At 61.2% G+C, this 25,625-nt stretch carries 21 protein-coding genes and 1 pseudogene; 18 read left to right on the top strand and 4 right to left on the bottom strand.

Annotation, left to right across the window (positions count from 1 at the left end; all coding sequences use genetic code 11):
- The first annotated feature begins 67 nt into the window (after positions 1–67).
- On the top strand, positions 68–1,750 hold the full coding sequence (locus GCM43_RS07735; protein ID WP_152242926.1) for a long-chain fatty acid--CoA ligase: 1,683 nt from the start codon (positions 68–70) through the stop codon (positions 1,748–1,750).
- A gap of 44 nt (positions 1,751–1,794) precedes the next feature.
- Entirely contained in the window at positions 1,795–3,477 is a 1,683-nt protein-coding gene (locus GCM43_RS07730) for a long-chain-fatty-acid--CoA ligase (RefSeq protein ID WP_152242925.1), read from the top strand.
- Here GCM43_RS07730 and GCM43_RS07725 read toward each other — a convergent pair.
- Positions 3,474–4,640 carry an acyltransferase family protein gene (locus tag GCM43_RS07725; protein ID WP_152242924.1) on the bottom strand — a complete coding sequence of 389 codons (1,167 nt, stop codon included), beginning with the start codon at positions 4,638–4,640 and terminating at the stop codon, positions 3,474–3,476. The two genes, GCM43_RS07730 and GCM43_RS07725, sit on opposite strands and share 4 nt — an antisense overlap.
- A 156-nt stretch (positions 4,641–4,796) precedes the next feature.
- On the opposite strand from GCM43_RS07725, the gene GCM43_RS07720 reads away from it, so the two are divergent.
- Positions 4,797–5,669 carry a LytTR family DNA-binding domain-containing protein gene (locus GCM43_RS07720; RefSeq protein ID WP_152242923.1) on the top strand — a complete coding sequence of 291 codons (873 nt, stop codon included), beginning with the start codon at positions 4,797–4,799 and terminating at the stop codon, positions 5,667–5,669.
- Here the strand turns inward: GCM43_RS07720 and GCM43_RS07715 are convergent.
- A pseudogene (locus GCM43_RS07715) lies at positions 5,670–7,256 on the bottom strand (alkaline phosphatase D family protein).
- A gap of 6 nt (positions 7,257–7,262) precedes the next feature.
- A complete protein-coding gene (locus GCM43_RS07710) occupies positions 7,263–7,703 on the bottom strand; it encodes an acyl-CoA thioesterase (protein ID WP_152242922.1) in 441 nt (146 codons plus the stop codon).
- Positions 7,704–7,763: 60 nt separating this feature from the next.
- On the opposite strand from GCM43_RS07710, the gene GCM43_RS07705 reads away from it, so the two are divergent.
- From GCM43_RS07705 to GCM43_RS26370, 10 genes are all read left to right on the top strand, one after another.
- The gene (locus GCM43_RS07705; protein WP_152242921.1) at positions 7,764–9,614 is read left to right on the top strand and encodes an ABCB family ABC transporter ATP-binding protein/permease; all 1,851 of its coding nucleotides are present in this window, start codon (positions 7,764–7,766) and stop codon (positions 9,612–9,614) included.
- A gap of 196 nt (positions 9,615–9,810) precedes the next feature.
- Positions 9,811–10,767 (top strand): amino acid ABC transporter substrate-binding protein, encoded by a 957-nt coding sequence (locus GCM43_RS07700; RefSeq protein ID WP_152242920.1) that lies wholly within the window; start codon positions 9,811–9,813, stop codon positions 10,765–10,767.
- Positions 10,768–10,839: 72 nt separating this feature from the next.
- Positions 10,840–11,589, top strand: coding sequence for an amino acid ABC transporter permease (locus tag GCM43_RS07695; protein WP_152242919.1), 750 nt, complete (start codon positions 10,840–10,842; stop codon positions 11,587–11,589).
- 1 nt (position 11,590) lies between these two features.
- Positions 11,591–12,283 (top strand): amino acid ABC transporter permease, encoded by a 693-nt coding sequence (locus tag GCM43_RS07690; protein WP_152242918.1) that lies wholly within the window; start codon positions 11,591–11,593, stop codon positions 12,281–12,283.
- A 22-nt stretch (positions 12,284–12,305) separates the two neighbouring features.
- On the top strand, positions 12,306–13,031 hold the full coding sequence (locus GCM43_RS07685; protein WP_152242917.1) for an amino acid ABC transporter ATP-binding protein: 726 nt from the start codon (positions 12,306–12,308) through the stop codon (positions 13,029–13,031).
- 138 nt (positions 13,032–13,169) lie between these two features.
- A complete protein-coding gene (gene pyrC, locus GCM43_RS07680) occupies positions 13,170–14,222 on the top strand; it encodes a dihydroorotase (protein WP_152242916.1) in 1,053 nt (350 codons plus the stop codon).
- 6 nt (positions 14,223–14,228) lie between these two features.
- A complete protein-coding gene (locus tag GCM43_RS07675; RefSeq protein WP_152242915.1) occupies positions 14,229–15,026 on the top strand; it encodes a DUF3025 domain-containing protein in 798 nt (265 codons plus the stop codon).
- Positions 15,027–15,061: 35 nt separating this feature from the next.
- Positions 15,062–16,051, top strand: a complete 990-nt coding sequence (locus GCM43_RS07670) for a Gfo/Idh/MocA family protein (RefSeq protein ID WP_152242914.1) — start codon at positions 15,062–15,064, stop codon at positions 16,049–16,051.
- Positions 16,052–16,064: 13 nt separating this feature from the next.
- Positions 16,065–17,279, top strand: a complete 1,215-nt coding sequence (locus GCM43_RS07665) for an MFS transporter (protein ID WP_152242913.1) — start codon at positions 16,065–16,067, stop codon at positions 17,277–17,279.
- Positions 17,276–17,404, top strand: coding sequence for a hypothetical protein (locus GCM43_RS26370; RefSeq protein WP_264372639.1), 129 nt, complete (start codon positions 17,276–17,278; stop codon positions 17,402–17,404). Before GCM43_RS07665 ends, GCM43_RS26370 begins: the two co-directional genes overlap by 4 nt.
- Before the next feature lie 98 nt (positions 17,405–17,502).
- On the opposite strand, the gene recG is transcribed toward GCM43_RS26370, so the two are convergent.
- Entirely contained in the window at positions 17,503–19,593 is a 2,091-nt protein-coding gene (gene recG, locus GCM43_RS07660) for an ATP-dependent DNA helicase RecG (RefSeq protein WP_152242912.1), read from the bottom strand.
- A gap of 199 nt (positions 19,594–19,792) precedes the next feature.
- Between recG and queA the strand changes: the two genes are divergently transcribed.
- The 5 genes from queA to secF all read left to right on the top strand — a co-directional run bounded on the left by queA (position 19,793) and on the right by secF (position 25,595).
- The gene (gene queA / locus GCM43_RS07655) at positions 19,793–20,845 is read left to right on the top strand and encodes a tRNA preQ1(34) S-adenosylmethionine ribosyltransferase-isomerase QueA (protein WP_152242911.1); all 1,053 of its coding nucleotides are present in this window, start codon (positions 19,793–19,795) and stop codon (positions 20,843–20,845) included.
- A gap of 1 nt (position 20,846) precedes the next feature.
- Positions 20,847–21,986: a tRNA guanosine(34) transglycosylase Tgt gene (gene tgt / locus GCM43_RS07650; protein WP_152242910.1), complete on the top strand. Its 1,140-nt coding sequence runs from the start codon at positions 20,847–20,849 to the stop codon at positions 21,984–21,986.
- A gap of 214 nt (positions 21,987–22,200) precedes the next feature.
- Positions 22,201–22,539 carry a preprotein translocase subunit YajC gene (gene yajC, locus GCM43_RS07645; protein WP_152242909.1) on the top strand — a complete coding sequence of 113 codons (339 nt, stop codon included), beginning with the start codon at positions 22,201–22,203 and terminating at the stop codon, positions 22,537–22,539.
- An 89-nt stretch (positions 22,540–22,628) separates the two neighbouring features.
- Positions 22,629–24,494, top strand: a complete 1,866-nt coding sequence (gene secD, locus GCM43_RS07640; RefSeq protein ID WP_152242908.1) for a protein translocase subunit SecD — start codon at positions 22,629–22,631, stop codon at positions 24,492–24,494.
- A gap of 78 nt (positions 24,495–24,572) precedes the next feature.
- On the top strand, positions 24,573–25,595 hold the full coding sequence (gene secF / locus GCM43_RS07635) for a protein translocase subunit SecF (RefSeq protein ID WP_152242907.1): 1,023 nt from the start codon (positions 24,573–24,575) through the stop codon (positions 25,593–25,595).
- Positions 25,596–25,625 lie beyond the last annotated feature (30 nt).

Here is a 25,625-nt window from a genome sequence, read left to right as displayed (position 1 = left end):
AGTCACCACGCGTGCCGCGCCCACAGCGCCGGCTCCCCCTACGATTATTCGAGACAAGAGGCACAGCATGGAAAAAATTTGGCTGAAGTCGTATCCACCGGGCGTTCCTGCCGACATCAATCCGGACCAATACCGTTCGCTGGTGCACTTGCTCGAAGAAGCGTTTCAAAAATATGCAGAGCGCAAGGCGTATGTCTGCATGGACAAATTTTTGACCTATGCCGAGCTCGATACCTATTCACGCCAACTGGGTGCCTGGCTGCAAAGCCGCGGCCTGAAAAAAGGCGCGCGCGTGGCGCTGATGATGCCCAATGTGCTGCAGTATCCGGTGGCCATTGCCGCTGTGCTGCGCGCCGGCTATACGGTAGTCAATGTCAACCCGCTCTATACGGCGCGCGAACTTGAACACCAGCTCAACGATTCGGGCAGCGAAGCCATTATCGTGCTGGAAAACTTTGCCCATACGCTCGAACAGGTGCTGGGCAGGACCAGCGTCAAGCATATTATCGTGGCCAGCATGGGCGAAATGCTGGGCACCGTGAAGGGCGCCATCGTCAATTTCGTGGTGCGCAATATCAAGAAAATGGTGCCGGCCTATTCGCTGCCCAACGCCATGCGCTTCAAGAGTGCGCTCGGCCATGGCAGCGGCATGAAGCTTACGCCAGTCGAGGTGCAGATCAATGACGCTGCCTTTTTGCAGTACACGGGCGGCACCACGGGCGTATCGAAAGGCGCCACCCTCAGCCATCGCAATGTGATTGCCAATGTGCTGCAAAGCGAAGCGTGGTCGGGCGCCGCGCTCGATCCCAAACAGCCAGAACAGGTGATCGTGGTATGCGCCTTGCCGCTGTACCATATCTTTGCGCTGACGGCCTGTGCGCTGTGGGGCATGCGGGTCGGCGCGCTCAATATCCTGATCCCGAATCCGCGCGATATCCCGGGCCTGATCAAGGAACTGGCCAAGTACAAATTCAATCTGCTGCCGGCAGTCAATACGCTCTATAACGCGCTGGCCAACCACCCCGATTTTGCGCACCTCGATTTCTCGGGCCTGAAGATTGCCAATGGCGGCGGCATGGCCGTGCAGCAGGCCGTCAACGACAAGTGGCAGAAAATTACCGGCGTATCGATTATCGAAGGCTATGGCCTGTCGGAAACCTCGCCGGTGGCCACCTGCAACCGCGCCGACAGCACGCAGTTTACCGGTACCATCGGCCTGCCGATTCCGTCGACCGAAATTGCCATCCTCGACGACGATGGTCATGAAGTGCCGCTGGGCCAGCCCGGTGAAATTGCCATTCGTGGCCCGCAGGTGATGAGCGGCTACTGGAATCGCCCGGACGAGACGGCCAAGGTGATGACGGCCGACGGCTTTTTCAAATCGGGCGACGTGGGCATCATGGATGAACGCGGCTTTGTGAAGATCGTCGACCGCAAGAAAGACATGATCCTGGTGTCTGGCTTTAATGTCTATCCGAACGAGGTGGAGGCGGTGGTAGCGGCCCATCCCGGCGTGCTCGAGTGCGCTTGCGTGGGCGTGCCGGACGAGCATTCGGGCGAAGCGGTGAAGGTGTTCGTGGTGCGCCGCGACCCGAATCTCACGGCTGACACCCTGCTGGCATATTGCAAAGAGCAACTGACCGGTTATAAACGACCCAGATATATCGAGTTTCGTGATGAGCTGCCGAAGACCAACGTCGGCAAGATATTGCGTCGCGCCTTGCGTGACGAAAACAAGGCCGCTGCCTGACAACTGGTGGCAGGCGGCCACCCTACAGATAAAGAAGAGGCGAGATGGACAAGATTTGGTTGAAGTCATACCCCGATAACGTGCCGGCAGAAATCGATTGCACGCAGTACCGTTCGGTCACGCATTTGCTGGAAGAATCGTTCCAGAAGTATGCCGAGCGCAATGCGTTCGTGTGCATGGACAAGTTCATGACCTACCGCGAGCTCGACAAGCTGTCGGCGCAGATGGGCGCCTGGCTGCAAAGCCGCGGCCTGCAGCCGGGCGCGCGGGTGGCCATCATGCTGCCCAATGTGCTGCAGTATCCGGTGGCGCTGGCGGCCATTTTGCGTGCCGGCTATACGGTGGTCAACGTCAATCCGCTCTATACGCCACGCGAACTCGAGCACCAGCTGACCGATTCGGGCAGCGAAGCCATCATCGTGCTGGAAAACTTTGCCACCACGGTCGAGCAGGTGCTGCCGCGCACGCAGGTCAAGCATGTGATCGTGGCCACCATGGGCGACCTGCTCGGCACCCTGAAAGGCGCGATCGTCAATCTGGTGGTGCGCAAGATCAAGAAAATGGTACCGGCGTTTTCGCTGCCGACGGCCATCAGCTTTAACAAGATGCTGGCCGAAGGCGCGCGTTTGAGCTTGAAGCCGGTGCAGCAGGGCCATGACGATATCGTCTTCCTGCAGTACACGGGCGGCACTACGGGCGTCTCGAAAGGCGCGATGCTGCTGCACCGTAACGTGATTGCCAACGTGCTGCAGAACGAAGCCTGGATTTCGCCGGTGATGACCAAAGAAATGCGCGCCACCTCGATGGGTTTTGTCAGTGCCTTGCCGCTGTACCATATTTACTCGCTGACCGTCAGCGCACTGATGGGCATGCGCCTGGGTGGCCTCAATGTGCTCATTCCCAACCCGCGCGATATCCCCGGCTTCGTCAAGGAGCTGGCCAAGTACAAGATCGTGGTGTTCCCTGCGGTCAATACGCTGTACAACGCGCTGCTCAATAACGAAGACTTTGCCAAGCTCGATTTCTCGAGCTACAAGGTATGCAATGGCGGCGGCATGGCGCTGCAGCGCACCGTGGCCGAACGCTGGCTGAAGGTCACCGGCTGCCCGCTGATCGAAGGCTATGGCATGTCGGAAACCTCCCCGGTGGTGACCGGCAACCGCGTCGACATTACCGAATTTACCGGCACCATCGGCATGCCGATTCCGTCAACCGAAGTGGCCATTATCGATGACGACGGCGTGCACGTGCCGCTGGGCCAGCCGGGCGAGATCGCCGTCAAGGGGCCACAAGTGATGGCTGGCTACTGGCAGCGTCCCGATGAAACCGCCAAGTCGATGACGGCCGATGGCTACTTCAAGACCGGCGACGTGGGCATCATGGACGAGCGCGGCTATGTACGCATCGTTGACCGCAAGAAGGACATGATTATTGTCTCGGGTTTCAACGTCTATCCGAATGAAGTCGAAGAAGTAGTGGCGTCCTGCCCCGGCGTGCTTGAATGCGCGTGCATCGGCGTGCCTGACGCCAATGCCGGCGAAGCGGTGAAAGTGTTTGTGGTGCGCAAGGACCCGAACCTGACGGTGGAAATGATCCGTGAGCACTGCAAGCATGAACTGACGGCCTACAAGAAACCGAAATACATCGAGTTCCGCGATGAACTGCCGAAAACCAATGTCGGCAAGATCTTGCGCCGCCAGTTGCGTGACGAGAAAAAGGTGGCTTAATTTGCCACGACCAGCGGCGCGCCGGCTTCGGTGCGCCGCAGAGCTGGCAGGCCGAAACAGGGGCGCAGCCAGTTGACCCGCTTGATCAACTCGGTACCGAGCCAGCAGATCAGCAGCGTGCCCAGCAGCACCAGCACCGGTTCGGTCACCGGTCCCAGGCGCAGCGGTACCAGCCAGTAGGCCAGCAGCACGATAGCGCTCTGGTGCAGGATATACCAGGGAAAGACGGCCTGGCGCGCCCAAGGTAGCCATCTGTAAGGACGATTGAGCAAGGTATGCGACCAGCCCAGTATGGTGCAGATGGCCAGCCACATATACAGGTTGCGCATGGGCCAGGAACCGATGGAAGCCCAGGTCAGCAGGTTTTCCGAATAAATCTTGTCGAAATACATGTACACGGCAAACGCCGCCAGGCCTGCCCACAGGGTATGCCAGCGCAGGCGCGCCAGTTCCGCCCAGAGCGACTTGTCATTGCCCAACCACCAGCCGTACAGGAACAGCGTGAAGTAGATGGCGTGCGCGTACCAGTCATTGATTACCGCGTGGTTTTCCGGATAGCGCAGTTTCAGCAACACCGTGGCAGCCAGCGTCGGCACGGCCGGCAGCACCAGCAGGGCGGCGCCGCGCAAGCGCAGGAACAGTGGCCTGACCCGGTCGATTACCGGCTGCAGCAGCACCAGCATGACCGTATAGAGCAGCAGGTAGACCAGATACCACAAATGATTCCAGGTAAAGCCATATTGCCAGCCCGCAAAGGCACCGGCAGGCCACGGGTAGCCGCCAAAATAATGCAGCAGAAACTGTCCATAGCCCGGTTCGACCAGGCCGTTGCTGACGCCTTCGCAATACGGCTGGATGGGAATGATGACGGCAATGCCGAACAGCAGCGGCAGCAGCAGGCGCTGGACGCGCCGCCACAGGAACGTGCCGCGCGTCGTTTGCGTCATCATCGCGCACGAGACGCCGGAGATCAGGAAAACCAGTTCCATGCGCCAGCGGTTGAGGAACACGAGCGGCATATTGAGCAGGTCGGTGGTATAGCTGCTGCGCATATGAAAACCTGAACCCTCCAGATACATCAGGGCCGTATGAAAAAAGATCAGCAGGGTAAAAACGAGAAAGCGCAAGGCGTCGATATCGTGGCGGCGGGTAGCATCGGTCATGGCAGCTGAGCAAGTGGTCAAAGAGGCCCCAGCATAGGCAGCATGCGCGTTGCGGGCCAGCGGCATGTGACCAGCGGACGGCTGGCCGGGACGAATTGCCTACCCGGGACCAGTTCGGGGCCGTACAATCGTGCCACTTATCAAACGGCTGAGCCCATGCGCGTATCTTCCACCGATCTGTTGCAACGTTATCAACTCTGGCGCCGCGTGGCCGAACCCGGATTCTGGATCGCGCTGTATTTGCTGCAGGCTAGCGTCAACAGCTGGCTGGTCTTGCTTGACCTGCGACGGGCCGGACTGTCTACGCCCTGGTGGCAAGTGGCCGTATGGGAGTGGAGCAGCAATCTTGTGCTGCTGGCGCTGGTACCGGCGGTGGTGCTGGCCGGTCAGATGCGGCCCCTGCAGCTGGTGTTCCAGCGCCAGAACCTGCGCTTTCACCTGGCCGTGTCGGTTGCATACAGCCTGGTGCATGTGGCTGCGATGGTGGCCCTGCGCAAGCTGGCGTACTGGAGCCAGGGCAGCAGCTATGATTTCGGCAACTGGTGGCATGAATTGCCGTATGAATATGTCAAGGATGTACGTGCTTACTTTATGGTGTTGCTGGTGGTCGGTTTCTATCGTTTGCTGCTGATGCGCTGGCAGGGCGAGGCAACTTTACTGGCAGAACCGGATGAAGGCCCGGCGGTGGAACCGGTCGAGCAGCCCGAGCGCTTTCTGGTGCGCAAGCTGGGCAAGGATTTTCTGCTGCCGGCCGCAGACATCGAATGGCTGCAGGCCTGGGGCAATTATGTCAATTTGCATGTGCGCGGCCACGACTATCCGCTGCGCTCGACCATGGCGGCCATCGAGCGCCGGCTCGATCCGGCCTGTTTCGTGCGCGTCCATCGCAGCTATATCGTCAACCTGGCGTTTGTGCAAAGCATCGTGCCGCTTGATTCGGGCGACGCGCGCGCCAGCTTGTCGACCGGTAGTGAAGTGCCGGTCAGCCGCCGTTATCGCGACGCGCTCAAGAAAGTATCGGCAATGTGATCAGCCCTGCTGCAGGCCAGCCTTGCCGTCGCGTACGGTAAAGCTGGCCAGCGTGGCCACGTTCGAGGCGCTGTCGCGCACATTGTCCAGGCCCTGGAACAGCACCGTGGTTTTTTCTGGCGTAATGGCCAGCAGCATATAGCCGCGCTTGTCGCTGCGGCCGTATTTGATATGCGGATTCATGGCCACGTATTCGGCCGTGCGCGCTTGCGGACGCGAGCTTGACGTGACGGATGTGCCGCAGAACTCGGTCGCCAGCACCGGATTGCTGCGACTGGCCGCGCGCATGGCGTTGCGGCTCAGTTCGGTTGCGTAAAACGTGTGCACGTCGCCCGACAGCACCAGCGGATTGCGCGCGCGGCTTGCCTGCAGGGTATCGAGCAGCTGTTGGCGCGCCATCGGATAGCCGTCCCAGCCATCGGTCCAGACCCGCTCATCGCCCGGACGCAGCACTGGCACCTGGCTCGACTGCGCCATCAGCGTCTGCTGCGCCAGGATATTCCAGCGCGCCGGCGATTGCGCCAGTCCCGCCTGCAGCCAGCGCTCCTGTTCGCTGCCCAGCATGCTGCGACCAGGCTGCATCAGCTCGGGGCAGGCACGCGTGGTGACCGAGTTCGAGCCGCCACGGTTCGGTTTGGAACACGCATGTTGGGCGCGGTACTGGCGGTCATCGAGCACATGGAAACGTGCCAGGCGGCCCCAGTCATAACGCTGTTAGATGCGCATGTCGACAAAGCCGCGCCGGCCCAGCGGCAGCAGGCGCAGCGGCATATGTTCGTAAAACGCCTGGTAGGCGGCTGCGCGTCGCTGCAAAAAGGTGGTGGTCAGCAACTCGTCGCGCTCGTTGCCGTAGTCGTTGGCCACTTCATGGTCGTCCCAAGTGACGATCCACGGTGCGACCAGATGCGCGCCCTGCAGATCTTTGTCGCTCTTGTACTGCGCATAGCGCGCGCGGTATTGCGCCAGGGTGAAGCTTTCGTCACGCCGGATGGCGCGCTGCGGGTGCTCAAGGTGATAAGCGCCCCATTCGTAGATATAGTCGCCCAGGAACGCCACCAGGTCGGGCGCCGCCGCAGCAATATGCCGGTGCGCCGCATAGCTGCCGAACTCCCAGTGCTGGCACGAGGCCACCGCCAGCTTGAGCATGGCGGGCATGCTGGTGGGCTCTGGCGCGGTGCGGGTGCGGCCAACGGGGCTGACGGCGTCGCCCAGCATAAAGCGGTACCAGTACCAGCGTCCGGGCGACAGGCCGCCCACATCCACGTGCACGCTATGGGCCAGTTCGGGCGTGGCGGTGGCCTGGCCCCTGGCCACGATATGGCGGAACGCTTCGTCGCTGGCCACTTCCCAGCGCACTGCCAGCGCGATGGCTGGCGTGGCGGCGGCCTGCAAGGGATCGTAACTGACGCGCGTCCATAGCACCACCGCGTCAGGCAGGGGCGAGCCGGAGGCCACGCCCAGCGCAAACGGATAGCCGCCGGCATTGACGCCGGCAGCAGCAGTGGAACCGGACAGGGCGGTAGCGGCGCCAGCCAGGGCGCCGATGCGCGCCGCACTGAGCAGGAAGATGCGGCGCGCGCTATCCATGCACAGTCAGGGCGTCAGCAGCGTTTCAATCGGCGGCACCTTGCGCGGCTTGCGGTCGGCATCGGTAGCCACATACACCAGCGTGGCTTCGGTGACCTTGACGATGCAGGCTTGCAGGCGGTTGCGCTCGGCATACACTTCCACGTTGACGGTAATCGAGGTATTGCCGACCTTGACGATATCGGCGTAGAACGACAGCAGATCGCCGACAAACACGGGATTTTTAAAGACAAACGAGTTGACGGCGATGGTGGCGACACGGCCGTTGGCGCGCCGCGTGGCCGGCAGCGAGCCGGCGATATCGACTTGCGCCATGATCCAGCCGCCAAACACATCACCATACACGTTCGCGTCCGATGGGGCGGGCATCATGCGCAGTTCGGGCATTTTGCCGGCAGGCAGGCCGGAGGCGAGGCAGTTGTCGGTGCGGGCGGGGGAGGTGCTCATCGTTGATTCTCATGAAAGGCTACAATTGACCGATTGAACCATAAATAGCCGATATTTGCCATGCGCCGCTCCCAGACTTCCCCACCGCCACCCACCGCCAGAACTTCCGGTCACAGCGATTTTTCCACCATCAAGACCCTGCTGCCCTATTTATGGGTCTACAAATGGCGCGTGCTGGTAGCGCTGCTGTGCCTGGTTGGCGCCAAGCTGGCCAATGTCGGCGTGCCTTTGATACTGAAAAAGCTGGTCGACGCCATGACGGTCACCGCCAGCCATCCGCAGGCCCTGCTGGTGCTGCCGGTGGCGCTGCTGGTGGCCTACGGCCTGCTGCGCCTGTCGACTACCTTGTTTACCGAGCTGCGCGAATTCCTGTTTGCGCGCGTCACCCAGCGCGCCGTGCGCACCATTGCGCTCAAAGTCTTTCGCCACCTGCATGCGCTGTCGCTGCGCTTTCACCTGAACCGCCAGACCGGCGGCATGACGCGCGATATCGAGCGCGGCACGCGCAGCGTCGGCTCGCTTATTTCCTATACCCTCTTCAATATCCTGCCCACGCTGGTGGAAATCACGCTGGTGCTGGGCTACCTGGTGCTGCACTACGATATCTGGTTCAGCATTATTACCCTGGTGGCGCTGGTGTCATATATCACCTTTACGGTGCTGGTGACCAACTGGCGCACGCATTTTCGCCGCACCATGAACGATCTCGACTCGAAGGCCAATACCAAAGCCATCGATTCGCTGATCAACTACGAGACCGTCAAATACTTCGGCAACGAAGACTACGAGGCGCGCCGCTATGACGAAGGCCTGCAGCGCTATGAATCGGCCGCCGTCAGGTCGCAAACCTCGCTGTCCCTGCTCAATACCGGCCAGTCACTGATTATCGCCACGGCTGTGACGCTGATCCTCTGGCGCGCCACGGTGGGCGTAATTGCCGGCACCATGACGCTGGGCGACCTGGTGCTGGTGAACGCCTTTATGATCCAGCTGTATATTCCGCTCAATTTCCTGGGCGTGATCTACCGCGAGATCAAGCAGAGCCTGGCTGATATGGAGCGCCTGTTTGCGCTGCTGGAAGAAAACCGTGAAATTGCCGATGCGCCGGACGCCAGGCCCTTGGCCACCCACGGCGCCACCGTGCGTTTCAATCATGTCGATTTCAGCTACGAAGCCAAGCGCCAGATCCTGTTCGACGTGGACTTCGAGATTGCCGCCGGCACCACCACTGCCGTGGTCGGCCATAGCGGCTCGGGCAAGTCCACGCTGTCGCGCCTGCTGTTCCGTTTTTATGAGGTCGGCCAGGGCAGCATTGTCATTGACGGCCAGGACTTGCGCGCGATTACCCAGGATTCTCTGCGCGCGGCGATCGGCATCGTGCCGCAAGATACCGTGCTGTTCAACGACACTATCGAATACAACATCGCCTACGGCAAGCCGGGCGCCAGCCGTGAGGCCATCGTGGCAGCAGCCAGGGCGGCCTCGATCCACGACTTTATCGAAAGCCTGCCCGATGGCTATGCTTCGATGGTGGGCGAGCGCGGCCTGAAACTGTCGGGCGGCGAGAAGCAGCGCGTGGCCATTGCCCGCACGCTGCTCAAAGACCCGGCCATCCTGATCTTTGACGAAGCCACCTCGGCGCTCGATTCCAAGGCCGAACAGGCGATCCAGTCGCAATTGAAAGAGATCGCCAAAAGCCGCACTACGCTGGTCATTGCGCACCGCCTGTCGACGGTGGCCGACGCGCAGCAGATACTGGTACTCGACCATGGCCGCATCGTCGAGCGCGGTACCCATCCGCAACTGCTGGCGGCCGATGGCCTGTATGCGCAGATGTGGCAACGCCAGCAGGCCGGCGTCCAGGATGAAAGCGAGGACGGCGAACCGGCCCAGCTGGCGCTGGCCAAATAGGGGCGGCAGTCGGGAAAATGCCACAGCTGCGGCACCGGGCTGGTGCGCGCGGTCCCCATTGCGGGGAAACTGGGGGGCAAATAAAGAAAACGGCTGGGCTGGCGTGCAAAATGACATAGAATCAACTGCATTGGTGGCGTCTGCACCACAGTTGTTTCGTACAGGCTAGGCCTGGTTTGTCTGCTCAGGAGAATTTATGAAATTGACCAACATGATCGCCACGCTGCTCAGCGTTGGTGTTATCGGCAGCATGTCCCCCGTCCACGCGCAGGAGTTGACTGGCACCCTGGCCAAGATCAAGAAGGCCGGCTCGATCACGCTGGGCGTGCGCGACGGCTCGGTGCCGTTTTCCTATCTCGACGATAAGCAGCAGTACCAGGGCTATTCGATCGACCTGTGCATGAAGGCCGTCACCGCGCTGCAAAAGCACCTGGGCCTGGCTGAACTGAAAGTGGTGATGAGTCCGGTTACTTCGGCCAACCGCATCCCGCTGATGGCCAACGGCACCATCGACCTCGAATGCGGCTCGACCACCAACAACCTCGAACGCCAGCAGCAGGTGGCCTTTGCACCGACCATGTTCGTGATTGCCAACCGCGTACTGGCAAAAAAATCGTCGAACATCAAGTCGCTGGAAGACCTGCGCGGCAAGACGCTGGTGGCCACTGCCGGCACCTCGACCGTCAAGCAGATGACCATCCTGAACAAGGAAAAAAACCTGGGCATGAATATCGCCATTGCCAAGGACCATCCCGAGTCGTTCCTGATGCTGGAAACCGGGCGCGCCGTGGCCGAAGCGAACGATGATATTTTGCTCGCTTCGCAGGTGGCCAATTCCAAGAACCCGAACGACTATGAAATCACCAAGGAAGCGCTGTCGGTCGAGCCCTACGGCATCATGCTGCGCAAGGGCGATCCAGCCTTCAAGAAGGTGGTGGACGACGCCTTGACGCGCCTGTACAAGAGCGAAGACATCAACCGCATCTACGCCAAGTGGTTTACTTCGCCGATTCCGCCCAAGAACATCAACCTGAACTTCCCGATGCCGCCGCAGCTGAAGGCGGTGTTCATGAACCCGACCGATTCGGGCGATCCGGCAGCGTATGCGGCCGTGCCGGAAGCGCAAAAAACCTCGGATAAAAAGAAAAAATAAGCACGAGCAAGCAAGAAGCGGAGGGTGCAAGCCTTCCGCTTTTTTTACGTGACCGGCTGGCGAAGGAGCAACATGAATTACAACTGGAACTGGCGCATCTTCTGGGAAACATCCCCGGATGGCGTCGGCACCTATATGGATACGTTGTGGTCGGGCCTGACCTGGACCCTGGCGACGGCTGGCACGGCCTGGATCATGGCGCTGATACTGGGCCTGGTGATTGGCACCTTGCGCACCTTGCCCAACAAGTGGATTGTCGGCGTGGCCAACGCCTATGTGGAACTGTTTCGCAATGTGCCGCTGCTGGTGCAGATGTTTTTGTGGTATTTCGTGATGCCCGAACTGCTGCCGACCGACCTGGGCAACTGGGTCAAGGCGCTGCCCAATGCGCCGTTCGTGACCGCCGTACTATGCCTGGGTTTTTTCACTTCATCGCGCGTGGCGGTGCAGGTCACCACCGGCATCGAGGCGCTGCCGCGCGGCCAGAAGCTGGCCGGCACCGCGCTGGGACTGACGCTGCCGCAAACCTACCGCTACATTCTGCTGCCGATGGCCGCACGCGTGATCATGCCGCCGCTGACCAGCGAATGCCTGAACATCATCAAGAACAGCTCGGTGGCGCTGACCATCGGTCTGGTCGAACTGACGGCCAGCGCGCGCGCCATCCAGGAGTTCTCGTTCCAGGTGTTCGAGGCGTTTTCAGCGGCCACCATCATCTATATCGTGGTCAATCTGTGCGTGGTGCTGCTGGCGCACCTGATCGAGAAAAAAATCACGATCCCCGGCTTTATCGTGGCCGGCAGCAAGTCGGGAGGACACTGAGATGCTGGGCAATTTCGACTTCGATGTGATCTCGCGCTCCTGGGTCTACCTGTTCCAGGTCGGCATGGTGTTTACGCTGAAACTGACGGCGCTGGCGATGGTGGGCGGCATCGTGCTGGGCACCGTGCTGGCGCTGATGCGTCTCTCTGGCAACCGCATCGTCTCGGGCGTGGCGTCGGCCTACGTCAACCTGATCCGCTCGATTCCGCTGGTGCTGGTGATCTTCTGGTTTTATTTCCTGGTGCCGTATATCGCCGCCTGGATTATCGGTGCGGACGAGCCGGTCAAGGTCGGCGCGTTTTCCTCGGCGCTGATTACCTTTATCATGTTCGAAGCGGCGTACTACTGCGAGATCATGCGCAGCGGCATACAGTCGATTCCGCGCGGCCAGGTGTGGGCCGGCCAGGCGCTGGGCATGAACTATGCGCAGACCATGTCGCAGATCGTGCTGCCGCAGGCGTTTCGCAACATGATCCCGGTGCTGCTGACGCAGACCATCGTGTTGTTCCAGGACGTCTCGCTGGTGTATGTGCTGTCGATTCCCGACTTTGTTGGCGCCGCCTCGAAGATCGCCCAGCGCGACGGGCGCCTGGTGGAAATGTATGTGTTCGTGGCGGTGGTGTATTTCGTGCTGTGCTATGCCCTGTCGTTCCTGGTCAAGCGCCTGCAAAAACGCGTTGCCATCATTCGCTAACCGCAAAGTAGAAAGAAGCAAGATGATCGAACTCAAACAAGTGAGCAAATGGTATGGCCAGTTCCAGGTGCTGACCGATTGCAGCACGCAGGTGGCCAAGGGCGATGTGATGGTCATTTGCGGCCCGTCCGGCTCCGGCAAGTCGACCCTGATCAAGACCGTCAACGGGCTTGAACCGATACAACAGGGCAGCATCATCGTCGACGGCGTGGCCGTCAACGCGCCGAAAACCAATCTGTCGGCACTGCGCGCGCGCATCGGCATGGTGTTCCAGAACTTCGAGTTGTTCCCGCACCTGTCGATCCGCGAAAACCTGACCATCGGCCAGATCAAGGTGTTGAAACGCAGCGCCGATGAGGCCAATGCCAAGGGCCTGAAATACCTCGACCGCGTCGGCCTGCTGTCGCAGCAGGACAAGTTCCCCGGCCAGCTGTCGGGCGGCCAGCAGCAGCGCGTGGCGATTGCGCGCGCGCTGTCGATGGACCCGGTCGCCATGCTGTTCGATGAGCCGACGTCGGCGCTCGACCCGGAAATGATCAACGAGGTGCTCGACGTGATGGTCGGCCTGGCGCAGGAGGGCATGACCATGATGGTGGTGACCCACGAGATGGGTTTTGCCCGCCGCGTGGCCAACCGCATCGTCTTCATGGACCAGGGCAAGATCATCGAAGACTGCAGCAAGGACGAATTCTTCAACGGTGCCCGTTCTGAGCGCGCGCGCGACTTTTTGGCGAAGATCATCCACTAGCCTGCCGCGCCGGGTTTCGCCTCGACGGCCGCAACCCGCAAGGGTTGGCGGCCTTTTTTTGCGGCGCACCGGCCTGTCCTGCCATCGTGTGGCTGGTAAAATGGCGGTATTCGTAATGACCGCCTGAAAGCTGCCGCCATGTCCACACTCGAACACATCCCTTCCAGCCTGACCATCACCCGCCCGGACGACTGGCATCTGCACTTGCGCGACGGCGCCACCATGGCCAGTGTGCTGCCGCACAGCGCGCGCCAGTTCGGCCGCGCCATCGTGATGCCGAACCTCAAGCCGCCCGTGACCACCACCGCCGATGCCGTTGCCTACCGCGAGCGCATCCTGGCGGCCCTGCCGCAGGGCATGACGTTCGATCCGCTGATGGTGCTGTACCTGACCAATAACACCTCGCCCGACGAGATTCGCCGCGCGCAGGACAGCGGCGTGGTGCAGGCCGTCAAGCTGTATCCGGCTGGCGCCACCACCAATTCCGACCTGGGTGTGACCGACCTGAAAAACTGCTACAAGGTGCTCGAAGTAATGCAGGAAGTGGGCATGCCGTTCCTCGTGCATGGCGAAGTAACCGATCCGGAAATCGATATTTTCGACCGCGAAGCGGTCTTTATCGAACGCGTGATGCGTCCGCTGCGCAGCGCCTTCCCGGCCCTGTCGGTGGTGTTCGAGCACATCACCACCAAGGATGCGGCGCAGTACGTGGCCGAAGCGGAAGGCCCGATTGCCGCCACCATTACCGCCCACCACCTGCTGTATAACCGCAACGAGATTTTCAAGGGCGGCATCCGTCCGCACTACTACTGCCTGCCGATCCTGAAACGCGAAGAGCACCGTCTGGCGCTGATGACGGCAGCGGCCAGCGGCGACGAGCGCTTCTTCCTCGGCACCGATTCGGCGCCGCACATGCAGGGCGCCAAGGAAGCGGCCTGCGGCTGCGCCGGCTGCTATACCGCGCTGCATGCGATGGAACTGTACGCTGAAGCGTTCGAGCGCGCCGGTGCGCTCGACAAGCTCGAAGCGTTTGCCAGCTTTAACGGCCCGGCTTTCTATGGCCTGCCGCGCAATACCGACACCATCACCCTGCGCCGTGAAAGCTGGACCCTGCCGGCCTCGCTGCCGATGGGCGACGGTGAAGTCATTCCGCTCAACGCCGGCGAGCAGATCAACTGGAAGATGGCGTAAGCGGCAATGCTGCCATCGATAGACTGGAGCCGCCCCTGGTATGCCACCGTGCTGCCGGCGCGGCGTCGGCTGGACCTGGCTCGCGACAGCGTGATCGTCGCGCTGAACGCGCAGGCGCGCGCACTGGACCTGCGCAATCCGTCCGGCCTGCCGCTGGGCTTTGTACCGCAAGCCGATCTGCCCGACGGCGTGGCCTATGAAGAATTCATCGGCGCCACCGGCGGCGTGCCCACGCGCGATAATCTGCACGACTTTTTCAATGCGCTGGTGTGGCTGACCTTCCCGCTGATCAAGCGCCAGCTGAACGCGCTGCAGGCGGCGCAGATCGCGCTGTCGGGCGTGGGCAAGTCGCGCGGACCGGCGCGCGATGGCGCCACCATTTTTGACGAAAACTCGGCGCTGCTGGTGCTGCGCGAGGGTGACAGCGGTCGCGCACTGGAAGCGGCGCTGCGCGGCCATGACTGGCGCAGCGTGTTTGTCGACCAGCGCGCCAAGTTCGGCGAGGGTGGCGACGCCGAAGTATGGCTGTTCGGCCATGCACTGATGGAAAAACTGGTGGCACCCTACAAGGCCATTACCGCTCACACACGCGTGGTATTTGCCGGCGACGATTACTTTGTTCTCGACGCAGCCGGACGGCGCGCCTGGCTGGATCGGCGCGTGGCGCACGACCTGGCGCAGCAGGGCCTGACCACAGCGGATTTTACGCCGCTGCCGGTGCTGGGGCTGCCCGGCTGGTGCGAGGGCCAGGACGATGATTTCTATAACGACGCGGCGGTATTCAGACCGAAGCGCGAAAAATAAAAACCGCTGGAACACAGCGAACAGGAGACAAAACCATGGAAAAAACACTACGCTGGGGCATACTCGGCACCGGAAAAATCGCCAGCGCCATGGCCACCGGCCTGCGCGATGCACCCGGTGCGCAACTGGCGGCAGTGGCCTCGCGCAGCATCGACATCGCGCAGCAGTTTGGCGCGCGGTTTGACGTGGCACGCCATCACGGCAGCTACCAGGCGCTGGCCGACGATCCTGAAGTCGATATCGTCTATATCGCCACGCCGCATACCCTGCATGCCGACAACGCACTGATGTGTCTGGCCGCCGGCAAGCATGTGGTGTGCGAAAAGCCATTTACCATGAACGCGCGCGAAGCGCAGGCGGTGGTTGGCCTGGCGCGCGAGAAGCAGCTGTTCCTGATGGAGGCGATGTGGAGCCGCTTCCTGCCGATGGCGCAGGAGGCCAAACGGATTATCGCCAGTGGCGAGATCGGCACATTGCAGCAGATCTCGGCCGATATCGGCTTTGTGGCCAACGTGGCGCCCGAGCACCGCCTGCTCAATCCGGCGCTGGGCGGCGGTGCACTGCTCGATGTGGGCATCTACCCGCTGTCGATGGCGGCGTTTTTCCTCGGCCCGGTAGCCGCTACGCAGGCGCTGGCCAATATCGGCGCCACCGGCGTCGACGAGCAGGTAGCGTTTGTGCTGCGCCATGCCAACGGCACCACCTCATCGTGCGCCGGCAGCCTGTGCGCGCTGACACCGACCGAAATGGTGATCTCGGGCAGCCTGGGCCGCATCCGCTTGCCAGCACGCTTTTACAAGGCCGATCATCTGCTGGTCGAACCAATGGACGGCCCGGCGCGCCGCATCGATACGCCGTATCTGGGCAACGGATACACGCACGAGGCGATCGAAGCGATGCGCTGCATCCGCTTCGGCCTGACCGAGTCCGACATCATGCCGCATGCCGAGACGGTGGCATTGATGGCGCAGCTGGACGCAATGCGCGCGCAGATCGGCCTGGCCTATCCTGCCGACCGCATTTGAGGCGGGAGTCGCCATGAACACTGTCTCGACCCGCCCCAGCCTGAAAACCGTTCTGATTGCCAGCGGCGTGGTGCTGACGCTGGCCATGGGCGTGCGCCACGGTCTGGGCTTCTGGATGCAGCCGATCTCGCAGGCCAATGGCTGGACGCGTGAAACCTATTCGCTGGCGATGGCCATGCAAAACCTGATGTGGGGCGTATTCGGTCCGTTTGCCGGCATGGCGGCCGACCGTTTCGGCACCATGCGCGTGGTGATCTTTGGCGCCTTCAGCTATATGGCCGGGCTGGTATGGATGGCCAGCGTTACAGATCCCACCCTGTTCATTATCGGCTCCGGATTGTTTATCGGCATGGCGCTGGCCTGTACAGCCTTTGGCGCCATCAGCGGTATCGTCGGGCGCAGCGCACCGCCCGAGCAGCGCTCGTGGGCGTTTGGCATCTCGTCGGCGGCCGGCTCGTTCGGCCAGTTCCTGATGATGCCCATCGAGCAGCAGCTGATATCGGCCATCGGCTGGCAAAACGCGTTTTATACGCTGGCCGCGCTGGTGGTGGCAGCCATGATACCGATGGCGTTTTTCCTGCGCGAACCGGCCGTCAGCCACACCGGTGGCGCGCAACAAAGCGTGGGCGAGGCGTTTGGCGAAGCGATGCGCAACCGCTCGTTCTGGCTGCTGCTGTGCGGTTACTTCGTGTGTGGCTTCCAGCTGGTATTTATCGGCGTGCACCTGCCGTCCTACCTGAAAGACCGTGGCCTGATCAATCCCAATATCGCCGTCACCGCGCTGGCCATGATCGGCCTGTTCAACATCGTCGGCTCCTACTATGCGGGCAAGCTGGGCGGCCGGTTCCCCAAACGCTATCTGCTGTCGGCCATTTACACGGCGCGCGCCGCCGTCATTGCGCTGTTTCTGCTGCTGCCGTTGTCGCCATGGAGCGTCTATCTGTTTGCCGCCTGCATGGGCGTGCTGTGGCTGTCGACCGTGCCGCTGACCAACGGCATTATCGCCGGCGTGTTCGGCGTGCGCCATTTGTCGATGCTGGCCGGACTGGTGTTCTTTTCGCACCAGGTCGGCAGCTTCCTCGGTGCCTGGCTGGGCGGCTATCTGTACGAGCATCAGGGCAACTACAACGCCGTCTGGCTGATCACCATCGCGCTCGGACTGATGGCCGCGCTGATCAACCTGCCGATCGATGAGCGGGCGGTCAAGCGCGCAGCGGTGGCAGCATGACGCCCGCCGGGCGCCGCTGGCTGTGGCGTGCGCTGGGCGCCACCGTGCTGGCGCTGGTGTTCATGGCCTACCTGCGGCCGGACTTTATGCTGGACCTGGCAAACCGGTTCTGGATGTGCATGTAGGTTGTGCTGGGCCGTCCGGTCGTGTGGATGCGGGCGTTGCGCATACGCCGCCAGTTGAATCCGGACGTGCCATCAAGCCAGTGATCAGTTGACGCGATTCAGACCTTCAGGAACTCTTCCTTGGCGCCCAGCCAGCGCGCCAGGTGATTTTCCACCACGCTGGCGCTCTCCGGCGTGCCAGCCTGCAGCAGTTCGTGCGCCACCTCGCTGGCCTGGTCGACCAGCCACTGGTCGGTTTCCAGGTCGGCAAAGCGCAGCATGGCCTGGCCGGACTGGCGGGCGCCGAGAAATTCGCCGGGGCCGCGGATTTCCAGGTCGCGGCGGGCGATTTCAAAGCCGTCGGTGGTTTCGCGCATGGTCATCAGGCGCTGGCGCGCCACGCCGCCCAGCGGGCCCTGGTACATCAGCAGGCAGACGCTGGCAGCCGTGCCGCGGCCGACGCGTCCGCGCAGCTGGTGCAGCTGCGACAGGCCGAAGCGCTCGGCGTGCTCGATCACCATCAGCGATGCATTGGGTACATCGACGCCCACCTCGATCACGGTGGTGGCCACCAGCACATGCGACTGGCCGGCGATAAAGGCATCCATCACTTCCTGTTTTTCAGCTGGTTTGAGGCGGCCATGCACCAGGCCGATCTGCAGCGCCGGCAGCGCCTCGGCCAGCATCATGTAGGTGTCGGTGGCCGTTTGCAGCTGCAGCGCTTCGGATTCCTCGATCAGCGGGCAGACCCAGTACACCTGCCGGCCTTCAAGCGCGGCTGCATACACGCGCGCAATGACTTCGTCGCGCCGGTTCTGATCCACCGTACGGGTGACGATCGGGCTGCGCCCGGGCGGCAGTTCGTCGATCACCGACACTTCCAGGTCGGCGTAATAGGTCATGGCCAGCGTGCGCGGGATCGGCGTGGCCGACATCATCAGCTGGTGCGGCACGGCCGCGCTGTCGCCCTTGTTGCGCAGGGTCAGGCGCTGGCCGACGCCAAAGCGATGCTGCTCGTCGACGATCACCAGGCCCAGTTTTGCAAACTCCACCGTGTCCTGGATCAGCGCGTGGGTGCCGATCACCAACTGCGCTTCGCCCGAGGCGATCAGTTCCAGCGCCGCGGTTTTTTCTTTTTTCTTCAGGCTGCCCGTCAGCCAGGCTACCTTGACGCCCAGCGGCTCCATCCAGGCGGCGATCTTGCGGAAATGCTGCTCGGCCAGAATCTCGGTCGGTGCCATCAGCGCGGCCTGGTAGCCGCTGTCGATGGCCTGCGTGGCCGACAGCGCCGCCACCACCGTCTTGCCGCTGCCGACGTCGCCCTGCAGCAGGCGCTGCATCGGATACGGCAGGCGCAGGTCGGCGCGGATTTCATCGAGCACACGCGCCTGGGCACCGGTCAGTTTGAAGGGCAGGGCGGCGCCAAAAGCGGCCGTCAGCGCACCGGTGACCGGCAGCGCGGCGGCGCCTTTCGAGCGGCGCGCATACTGGGCACGCTTGAGCGAGAGCTGCTGGGCCAGCAGCTCATCGAATTTCATGCGCGTCCAGGCCGGATGCGAGCGGTCCGTCAATGCGCTTTCATCGATATCGTGCGGCGGGTAGTGCAGCAAGTGCACGGCGGGTCGGAACGGCGACAGCTGCAGCTGCTGGCGCAGGCTTTCCGGCAAGGTGTCGGTCCAGTCGATGCGGCGCATGGCGTCGGCAATCTCGCGCCGCAGCACATGCTGCGACAGGCCTTCGCCCGAAGGGTACACGGGTGTCAACGAAGTGGGCAGCGGCGCGCCCTCGTTGACTACCTTGTAGGTCGGATGCACCATCTCGGCGCCAAAGAAGCCGTGTTTCAGTTCGCCGCGTGCGCGCACGCGTGTGCCCTCGGCCAGTTGCTTGACCTGGCTGCCGTAAAAATTCATGAAGCGCAGTATCAGCTCGCCCGTTTCATCGGCCAGCGTGACCAGCAACTGCTTGCGCGGCTTGAAGGTGACCTCGTTTTTGGTCACGATGCCTTCCACCTGCCACGACTCGCCGCCGCGCATGCACACGTCGCGTATGGTGTAGACGCGCGTTTCGTCTTCGTAGCGCATCGGCAGGTGCAGCACCAGGTCCATGTCGCTGCGCAGGCCCAATCTGGCCAGCTTGCTTTCGGTGCTGACCACTTTTTTGGCCGCTTTGGGCTTGGCTGCAGCTTTTGGTGTGGTCTTTGAATCTGGCATATAAGAATTTTTTGTGCCGCTAGCGTAAAATAGAGGGTTGGCCGGTACCAAACCGGCAGCAGTCGCATCGTGCGGCCGCGGCATGCAAGCAATTATTGTAAGGCCAGTCGGCAAGACCTGTATAGGCGCACAGTATAGTGTCAGCGCGGTGTCAGTGCATCATTTGCGCATTTCCAATCATATTTCACCCATTTAAAGCATGTATTCGCTTTCCGACTTCGATTTTCATTTGCCGCAAGAAAATATTGCGCAAACTCCCCTGGCCGAGCGCAGCGCTTCGCGCCTGTTGCACCTCGATGGCGAGACCATCGTCGACCGCAGCTTTGCCGATATCGTCAACCTGCTGCAGCCGGGCGACCTGCTGGTGATGAATGACACGCGCGTATTGAAAGCGCGTTTCTTCGGCGTCAAGGAAAGTGGCGGCAAGATCGAGGCGCTGGTCGAGCGCGTGCTCGATCCGCGCACGGTGCTGGCCCAGGTGCGCGCCTCCAAGTCGCCGCCGCCGGGATGCCGCATCCGCCTGGCCGATGCCTTCGATGTGACAGTCGGCGAGCGCGCCGGCGAATTCTTTACGCTGCACTTCGAGGCCGATGTGTTCGAGCTGATCGAAGCGCATGGCCGCCTGCCGCTGCCGCCGTATATCGAGCATGACGCCGACGAGTTCGACGAAACGCGCTACCAGACCGTCTTCAACAAGGTGCCCGGCGCCGTGGCTGCACCGACTGCCGGTCTGCATTTCGACCAGGCGCTGCTCGATCAGCTGAAAGCCAAGGGCGTCAACTTTGCCTATGTGACCTTGCATGTGGGCGCCGGCACGTTCCAGCCGGTACGCACGGAAGTGCTGAGCGAGCACAAGATGCATACCGAGTGGTACACCATGCCGCAGGAAACCGTGGACGCGGTGCGCGCTGCGCAGGCAGCCGGGCGCGATGTGGTCGCTGTCGGCACTACCAGCCTGCGCGCGCTGGAATCGGCGTCGCAGAGCGGCCAGCTTGAAGCGGGCAGTGCCGACACGGCCCTGTTCATTACGCCAGGCTATGCCTTCAAGACCGTCACGCGTCTGATCACCAACTTCCACCTGCCCAAGTCGACGCTGCTGATGCTGGTGTCGGCCTTTGCCGGCTTTGCGCCGATCCGTGCCGCCTATGCGCATGCGATTGCGCAGAACTACCGTTTCTTCAGCTATGGCGACGCAATGCTGCTGACTACCCAATCGCGCGCGCCGTTGAACCTGACTCCATTGAAAGACTGATATGCTGGAATTTACCCTCCTCAAGACCGATACGAGCGGTCTTACCAAGGCGCGCCGCGGCACCCTGAAACTCAACCATGGCGTGGTGCAGACGCCGATCTTCATGCCAGTGGGCACTTACGGCTCGGTGAAAGCCATGTCGCCGCTGGAACTCAATGAGATCGACGCGCAGATTATCCTGGGCAATACCTTCCATCTGTGGCTTCGTCCGGGCAATACCGTGATGGAAAAGTTTGGCGGCCTGCACGGCTTCATGGGCTGGAACAAGCCGATCCTGACCGACTCGGGCGGCTTCCAGGTGTTTTCGCTGGGCGCCATGCGCAAGATCACGGAAGAAGGCGTGCATTTCAATTCGCCGATCAACGGCGATAAATTGTTCCTGTCGCCGGAAGTGTCGATGCAGGTGCAGCGCGTGCTCAATTCGGACATCGTGATGCAGTTCGACGAATGCACGCCGTATGAAATCGCCGGCCGTCCGGCCACCATCGAAGAAGCGGCCAAGTCGATGCGCATGTCGCTGCGCTGGGCACAGCGCTCGAAGGATGAATTCCACCGTGGCGAAAACCCGAACGCGCTGTTCGGCATCGTGCAGGGTGGCATGTATGAAATGCTGCGCGACGAGTCGCTGGCCAAGCTCGAAGAGATCGACTTCCCCGGCCTGGCCATCGGCGGGCTGTCGGTGGGCGAGCCGAAAGAAGACATGATGCGCATGCTGGCCCACGTCGGCCCGCGCCTGCCGGCCAACAAGCCGCACTATCTGATGGGCGTGGGTACGCCGGAAGACCTGGTTGCCGGTGTATCGAACGGCATTGACATGTTCGACTGCGTGATGCCGACCCGCAATGCCCGCAACGGCTGGCTGTTTACGCGCTTTGGCGATATCAAGATCAAGAACGCCAGGTACAAGGAAGACCAGGCGCCGCTCGACGAGACCTGCAGCTGCTACGCCTGCCGCAATTTCTCGCGCGCCTACCTGCACCATCTGCACCGCTCGAAAGAAATCCTCGGTGCGCGCCTCAACACCATCCACAACCTGCATTACTACCTGGACCTGATGCGCCAGATGCGCGAAGCGCTTGATGAAGACCGCTTCCACGCCTTTACGCTGCAGTTCCATGCGGAGCGGGCACGCGGAGCTTAAGAAAACCTTAGCAGGGGCGCAATCGATGGGCACAAGCGGGAAGAAGCCCTTGCTCTGTATGTTTTGTGTTTTGCCGCTTGGTTGGGGCCAGAAAGCATTGCATAATGCTTTTTTAGCCCCAATTGGTGCTGCCATGCCTGTAAAAAGGCTTGGGGTTAAATGCCAATGCTAGAATACAGCGCAATTTTTCAAACTGATTAGAACTGGAGTCACCGTGTTTTTCATTTCCAATGCTTACGCGCAAGCCGGCGCCGCCGCCGAACCAGCAGGCCTGGCAGGCAACCTGACCAGCTTTTTGCCACTGGTACTGATGTTTGTGGTCATGTATTTCCTGATGATCCGCCCACAGCAAAAACGCGCCAAGGAACAGCGGGCGATGATGGACGCGCTGGCCAAGGGCGATGAAGTCGTTACCGCCGGCGGCATGCTGGGCCGTGTTGCCAAGGTAGTGGACGCTTACGTCACCATCGAAGTAGCTACCGGTACCGAAATCACCGTGCAAAAGAGCTCCATCACCACCTTGCTGCCTAAAGGCACGCTGAAGGCGCTGTAATCTTTGCATGATCCTGCATCAGGGTGCTATCCGCAGCCTGGTGTGCGCCTGCGACGCCTCCGACGCTCAACACTGAACGCTGAATCACTATGAATCGCTATCCTGTCTGGAAATACATCCTTATCGCCGTCGCCTTATTGCTGGGCATACTGTATACGATACCCAATTATTTCGGTGAATCACCGGCGCTGCAGGTAACCAGCGGCAGGTCGACCGTCAAGGTGACCAGCGAGCTGATGACGCAAGTCGAGCAGATACTGACGAAAGAAAACGTCAAGTCGGAGGCCATTACCTTTGACGGCGCCGGCAACCTCGCCTCCGTGCGCGTGCGCTTTGCCGATCCCGATACCCAGTTCAAGGCCAAGCTGGTACTGGAAAAAGACCTCAATACCGATCCGTCCGACCCGACCTACGTGGTGACGGTCAACCTGCAGGCCAATACCCCGCAATGGCTGCAAAAAATCCATGCCTTGCCGATGTTTCTGGGCCTGGACTTGCGCGGCGGCGTGCACTTCCTGATGCAGGTCGACGGCAAGGCCGTGCTGACCAAGAAGGTACAGGGCATCCAGTCTGCTGCACGCAGCATCCTGCGTGACAAGAACGTGCGCCACGCCGGCATCGAGCGCGTGGGCGACAGCATCCAGATCAACTTCCGCGATGACGCAACGCGCCTGAAAGCCAAGCAACTGCTGGGAGACCAGATGCAGGACCTGGCCTTTGCCGATACCGGTGCCGGCAGCGACCTGAAACTGATGGTGTCGCTCAAGCCGGCCGCACTGAAAGCCACCATCGATGAAGGTGTCAAACAGAATATTTCGACCCTGTCCAAGCGCGTCAACGAGCTGGGCGTGGCCGAACCGCTGATCCAGCAGCAAGGACCAGACCGCATCGTGGTACAACTGCCAGGTGTGCAGGACGTGGCGCGCGCCAAGGCCATTATCGGCCGTACCGCGACCCTGGAAGTGCGCCTGGTCGACGAAACCATTGTGCCGGGCACTGAAATGTCGAGCGCCATTCCATTCAATTCCGAGCTGTTCACAGTGGGCAAAGGCGTGCCGGTGGTGCTGTCGAAAGACGTGATCCTGACCGGCGACTATATCTCCAGCGCCACCGCCAGCTTCGACCAGAATCAGCAGGCAGCCGTATCGATCGACCTGAACGGCGACGGCGGCCGCAAGATGCGTGAAGCGACCCGCGAACGCGTGGGCAAGCGCATGGCCATCGTGCTGTTTGAAAAAGGCAAACCGGAAGTATTGTCGGTTGCCACCATCCAGCAGGAACTCGGTTCGCGCTTCCAGATCACCGGCATGGGCGGCGCTGAAAACGCCAACGAACTGTCGCTGCTGCTGCGCTCGGGCGCGCTGTCGGCGCCGATGACGGTGATCGAAGAGCGCACCATCGGCCCGCAACTGGGTGCCGAGAATATCGCCAAGGGCTTCCATTCGACGATGTACGGCTTCCTGGCCATCGCAATCTTCATGATCATCTACTACATGATGTTCGGCGCCTTCAGCGTACTGGCTCTGGCCTGCAACCTGCTGCTGCTGATTGCTCTGCTGTCGATGATCCAGATTACGCTGACGCTGCCAGGTATTGCGGCGATTGCGCTGGCGCTGGGTATGGCGATTGACTCGAACGTGCTGATTAACGAACGCATCCGCGAAGAGCTGCGTTCGGGCAGTACGCCACAGGCGGCGATTGCTGCCGGTTTCGACCGCGCCTGGGCCACTATTCTTGACTCGAACGTGACCACGCTGATCGTCGGTATCGCACTGATGGTGTTCGGCAGCGGTCCGGTGCGCGGCTTTGCCGTGGTGCACTGCCTGGGTATTCTGACCTCGATGTTCTCTGCCGTGTTTGTATCGCGCGGCGTGGTCAACCTCTGGTACGGCCGCAAGAAAAAGCTGACCACGCTGTCGATCGGCACGGTCTGGACACCTGGCCTGAAAAACTAAGCGGCCACCCGATAGCGTCCAACAGCGATCGCGTCCGGTGCTTGCACCGGACGCACAGAATAGAACTCAGAGGATTTCATGGAATTTTTCCGGATCAAAAAAGATATTCCCTTTATGCGCCATGCGTTGATTTTCAACGTGATCTCGGCGCTGACATTTGTGGCAGCCGTGTTCTTCCTGTTCCACAAGGGCCTGCACCTGTCGGTTGAATTCAAGGGCGGCACGGTAATGGAGGTCAAGTACCCCAAGGCAGCCAACCTGGAAGGCATCCGCAATACGCTGATCAAGATGGGCTATGACGAGCCGGGCGTGACCAGCTTCGATACCGCGCGCGACGTCATGATCCGCCTGCCGGTGGAAAAAGGCGTGTCCGCTGCCGATACCTCGCTGCGTGTGTTCGACATGCTGTGCAAGGCCGAGCAGGGCACTGCCAAGCCGATCGATACGGTCACCGAAAAAGGCGAACACGTGCTCAAGAGCGCCTGCATGGATGCGGCCGGCAGCGAAGCGGTGGTGCTGCAGAAAGTCGAATTCGTCGGCCCGCAGGTGGGCGAGGAACTGGCGCAGAACGGTTTGAACGCACTGGTGATGGTGGTGATCGGCGTGATGATCTACCTGGCTGTGCGCTTTGAGTGGAAATACGCCGTGTCGGCCATTTTCGCCAACCTGCATGACGTGGTGATCATTCTGGGCTTCTTTGCCTACTTCCAGTGGGAATTCTCGCTGACGGTGCTGGCCGGTATCCTGGCCGTGCTCGGCTACTCGGTCAATGAGTCGGTGGTGATTTTTGACCGTATCCGCGAAAACTTCCGCAAGCAGCGCAAGGCGTCGGTGCATGAAGTGATCGACAATGCGATCACCAGCACCATCTCGCGTACCATCATCACCCACGGTTGTACCCAGATGATGGTGCTGTCGATGCTGTTCTTCGGCGGCCAGACGCTGCACCACTTTGCCATCGCGCTGACCATCGGTATCTGCTTCGGCATCTACTCGTCGGTATTCGTGGCCGCTGCGATTGCCATGTGGCTGGGTGTGAAACGTGAAGACCTGATCAAGCCGGTCAAGGAAAAAGACGAAACCGACGGCGCCGTTGTTTAAGCGCCGAGGTTGACAGTCATGCCGCCCCGC

This window comes from Janthinobacterium aquaticum, from assembly GCF_009208565.1.
In the GTDB taxonomy this organism is placed as follows: Bacteria; Pseudomonadota; Gammaproteobacteria; order Burkholderiales; family Burkholderiaceae_D; genus Janthinobacterium.
Note: the sequence above shows the minus strand (reverse complement) of the source record. Positions and strands in the feature narration are given on the sequence as shown.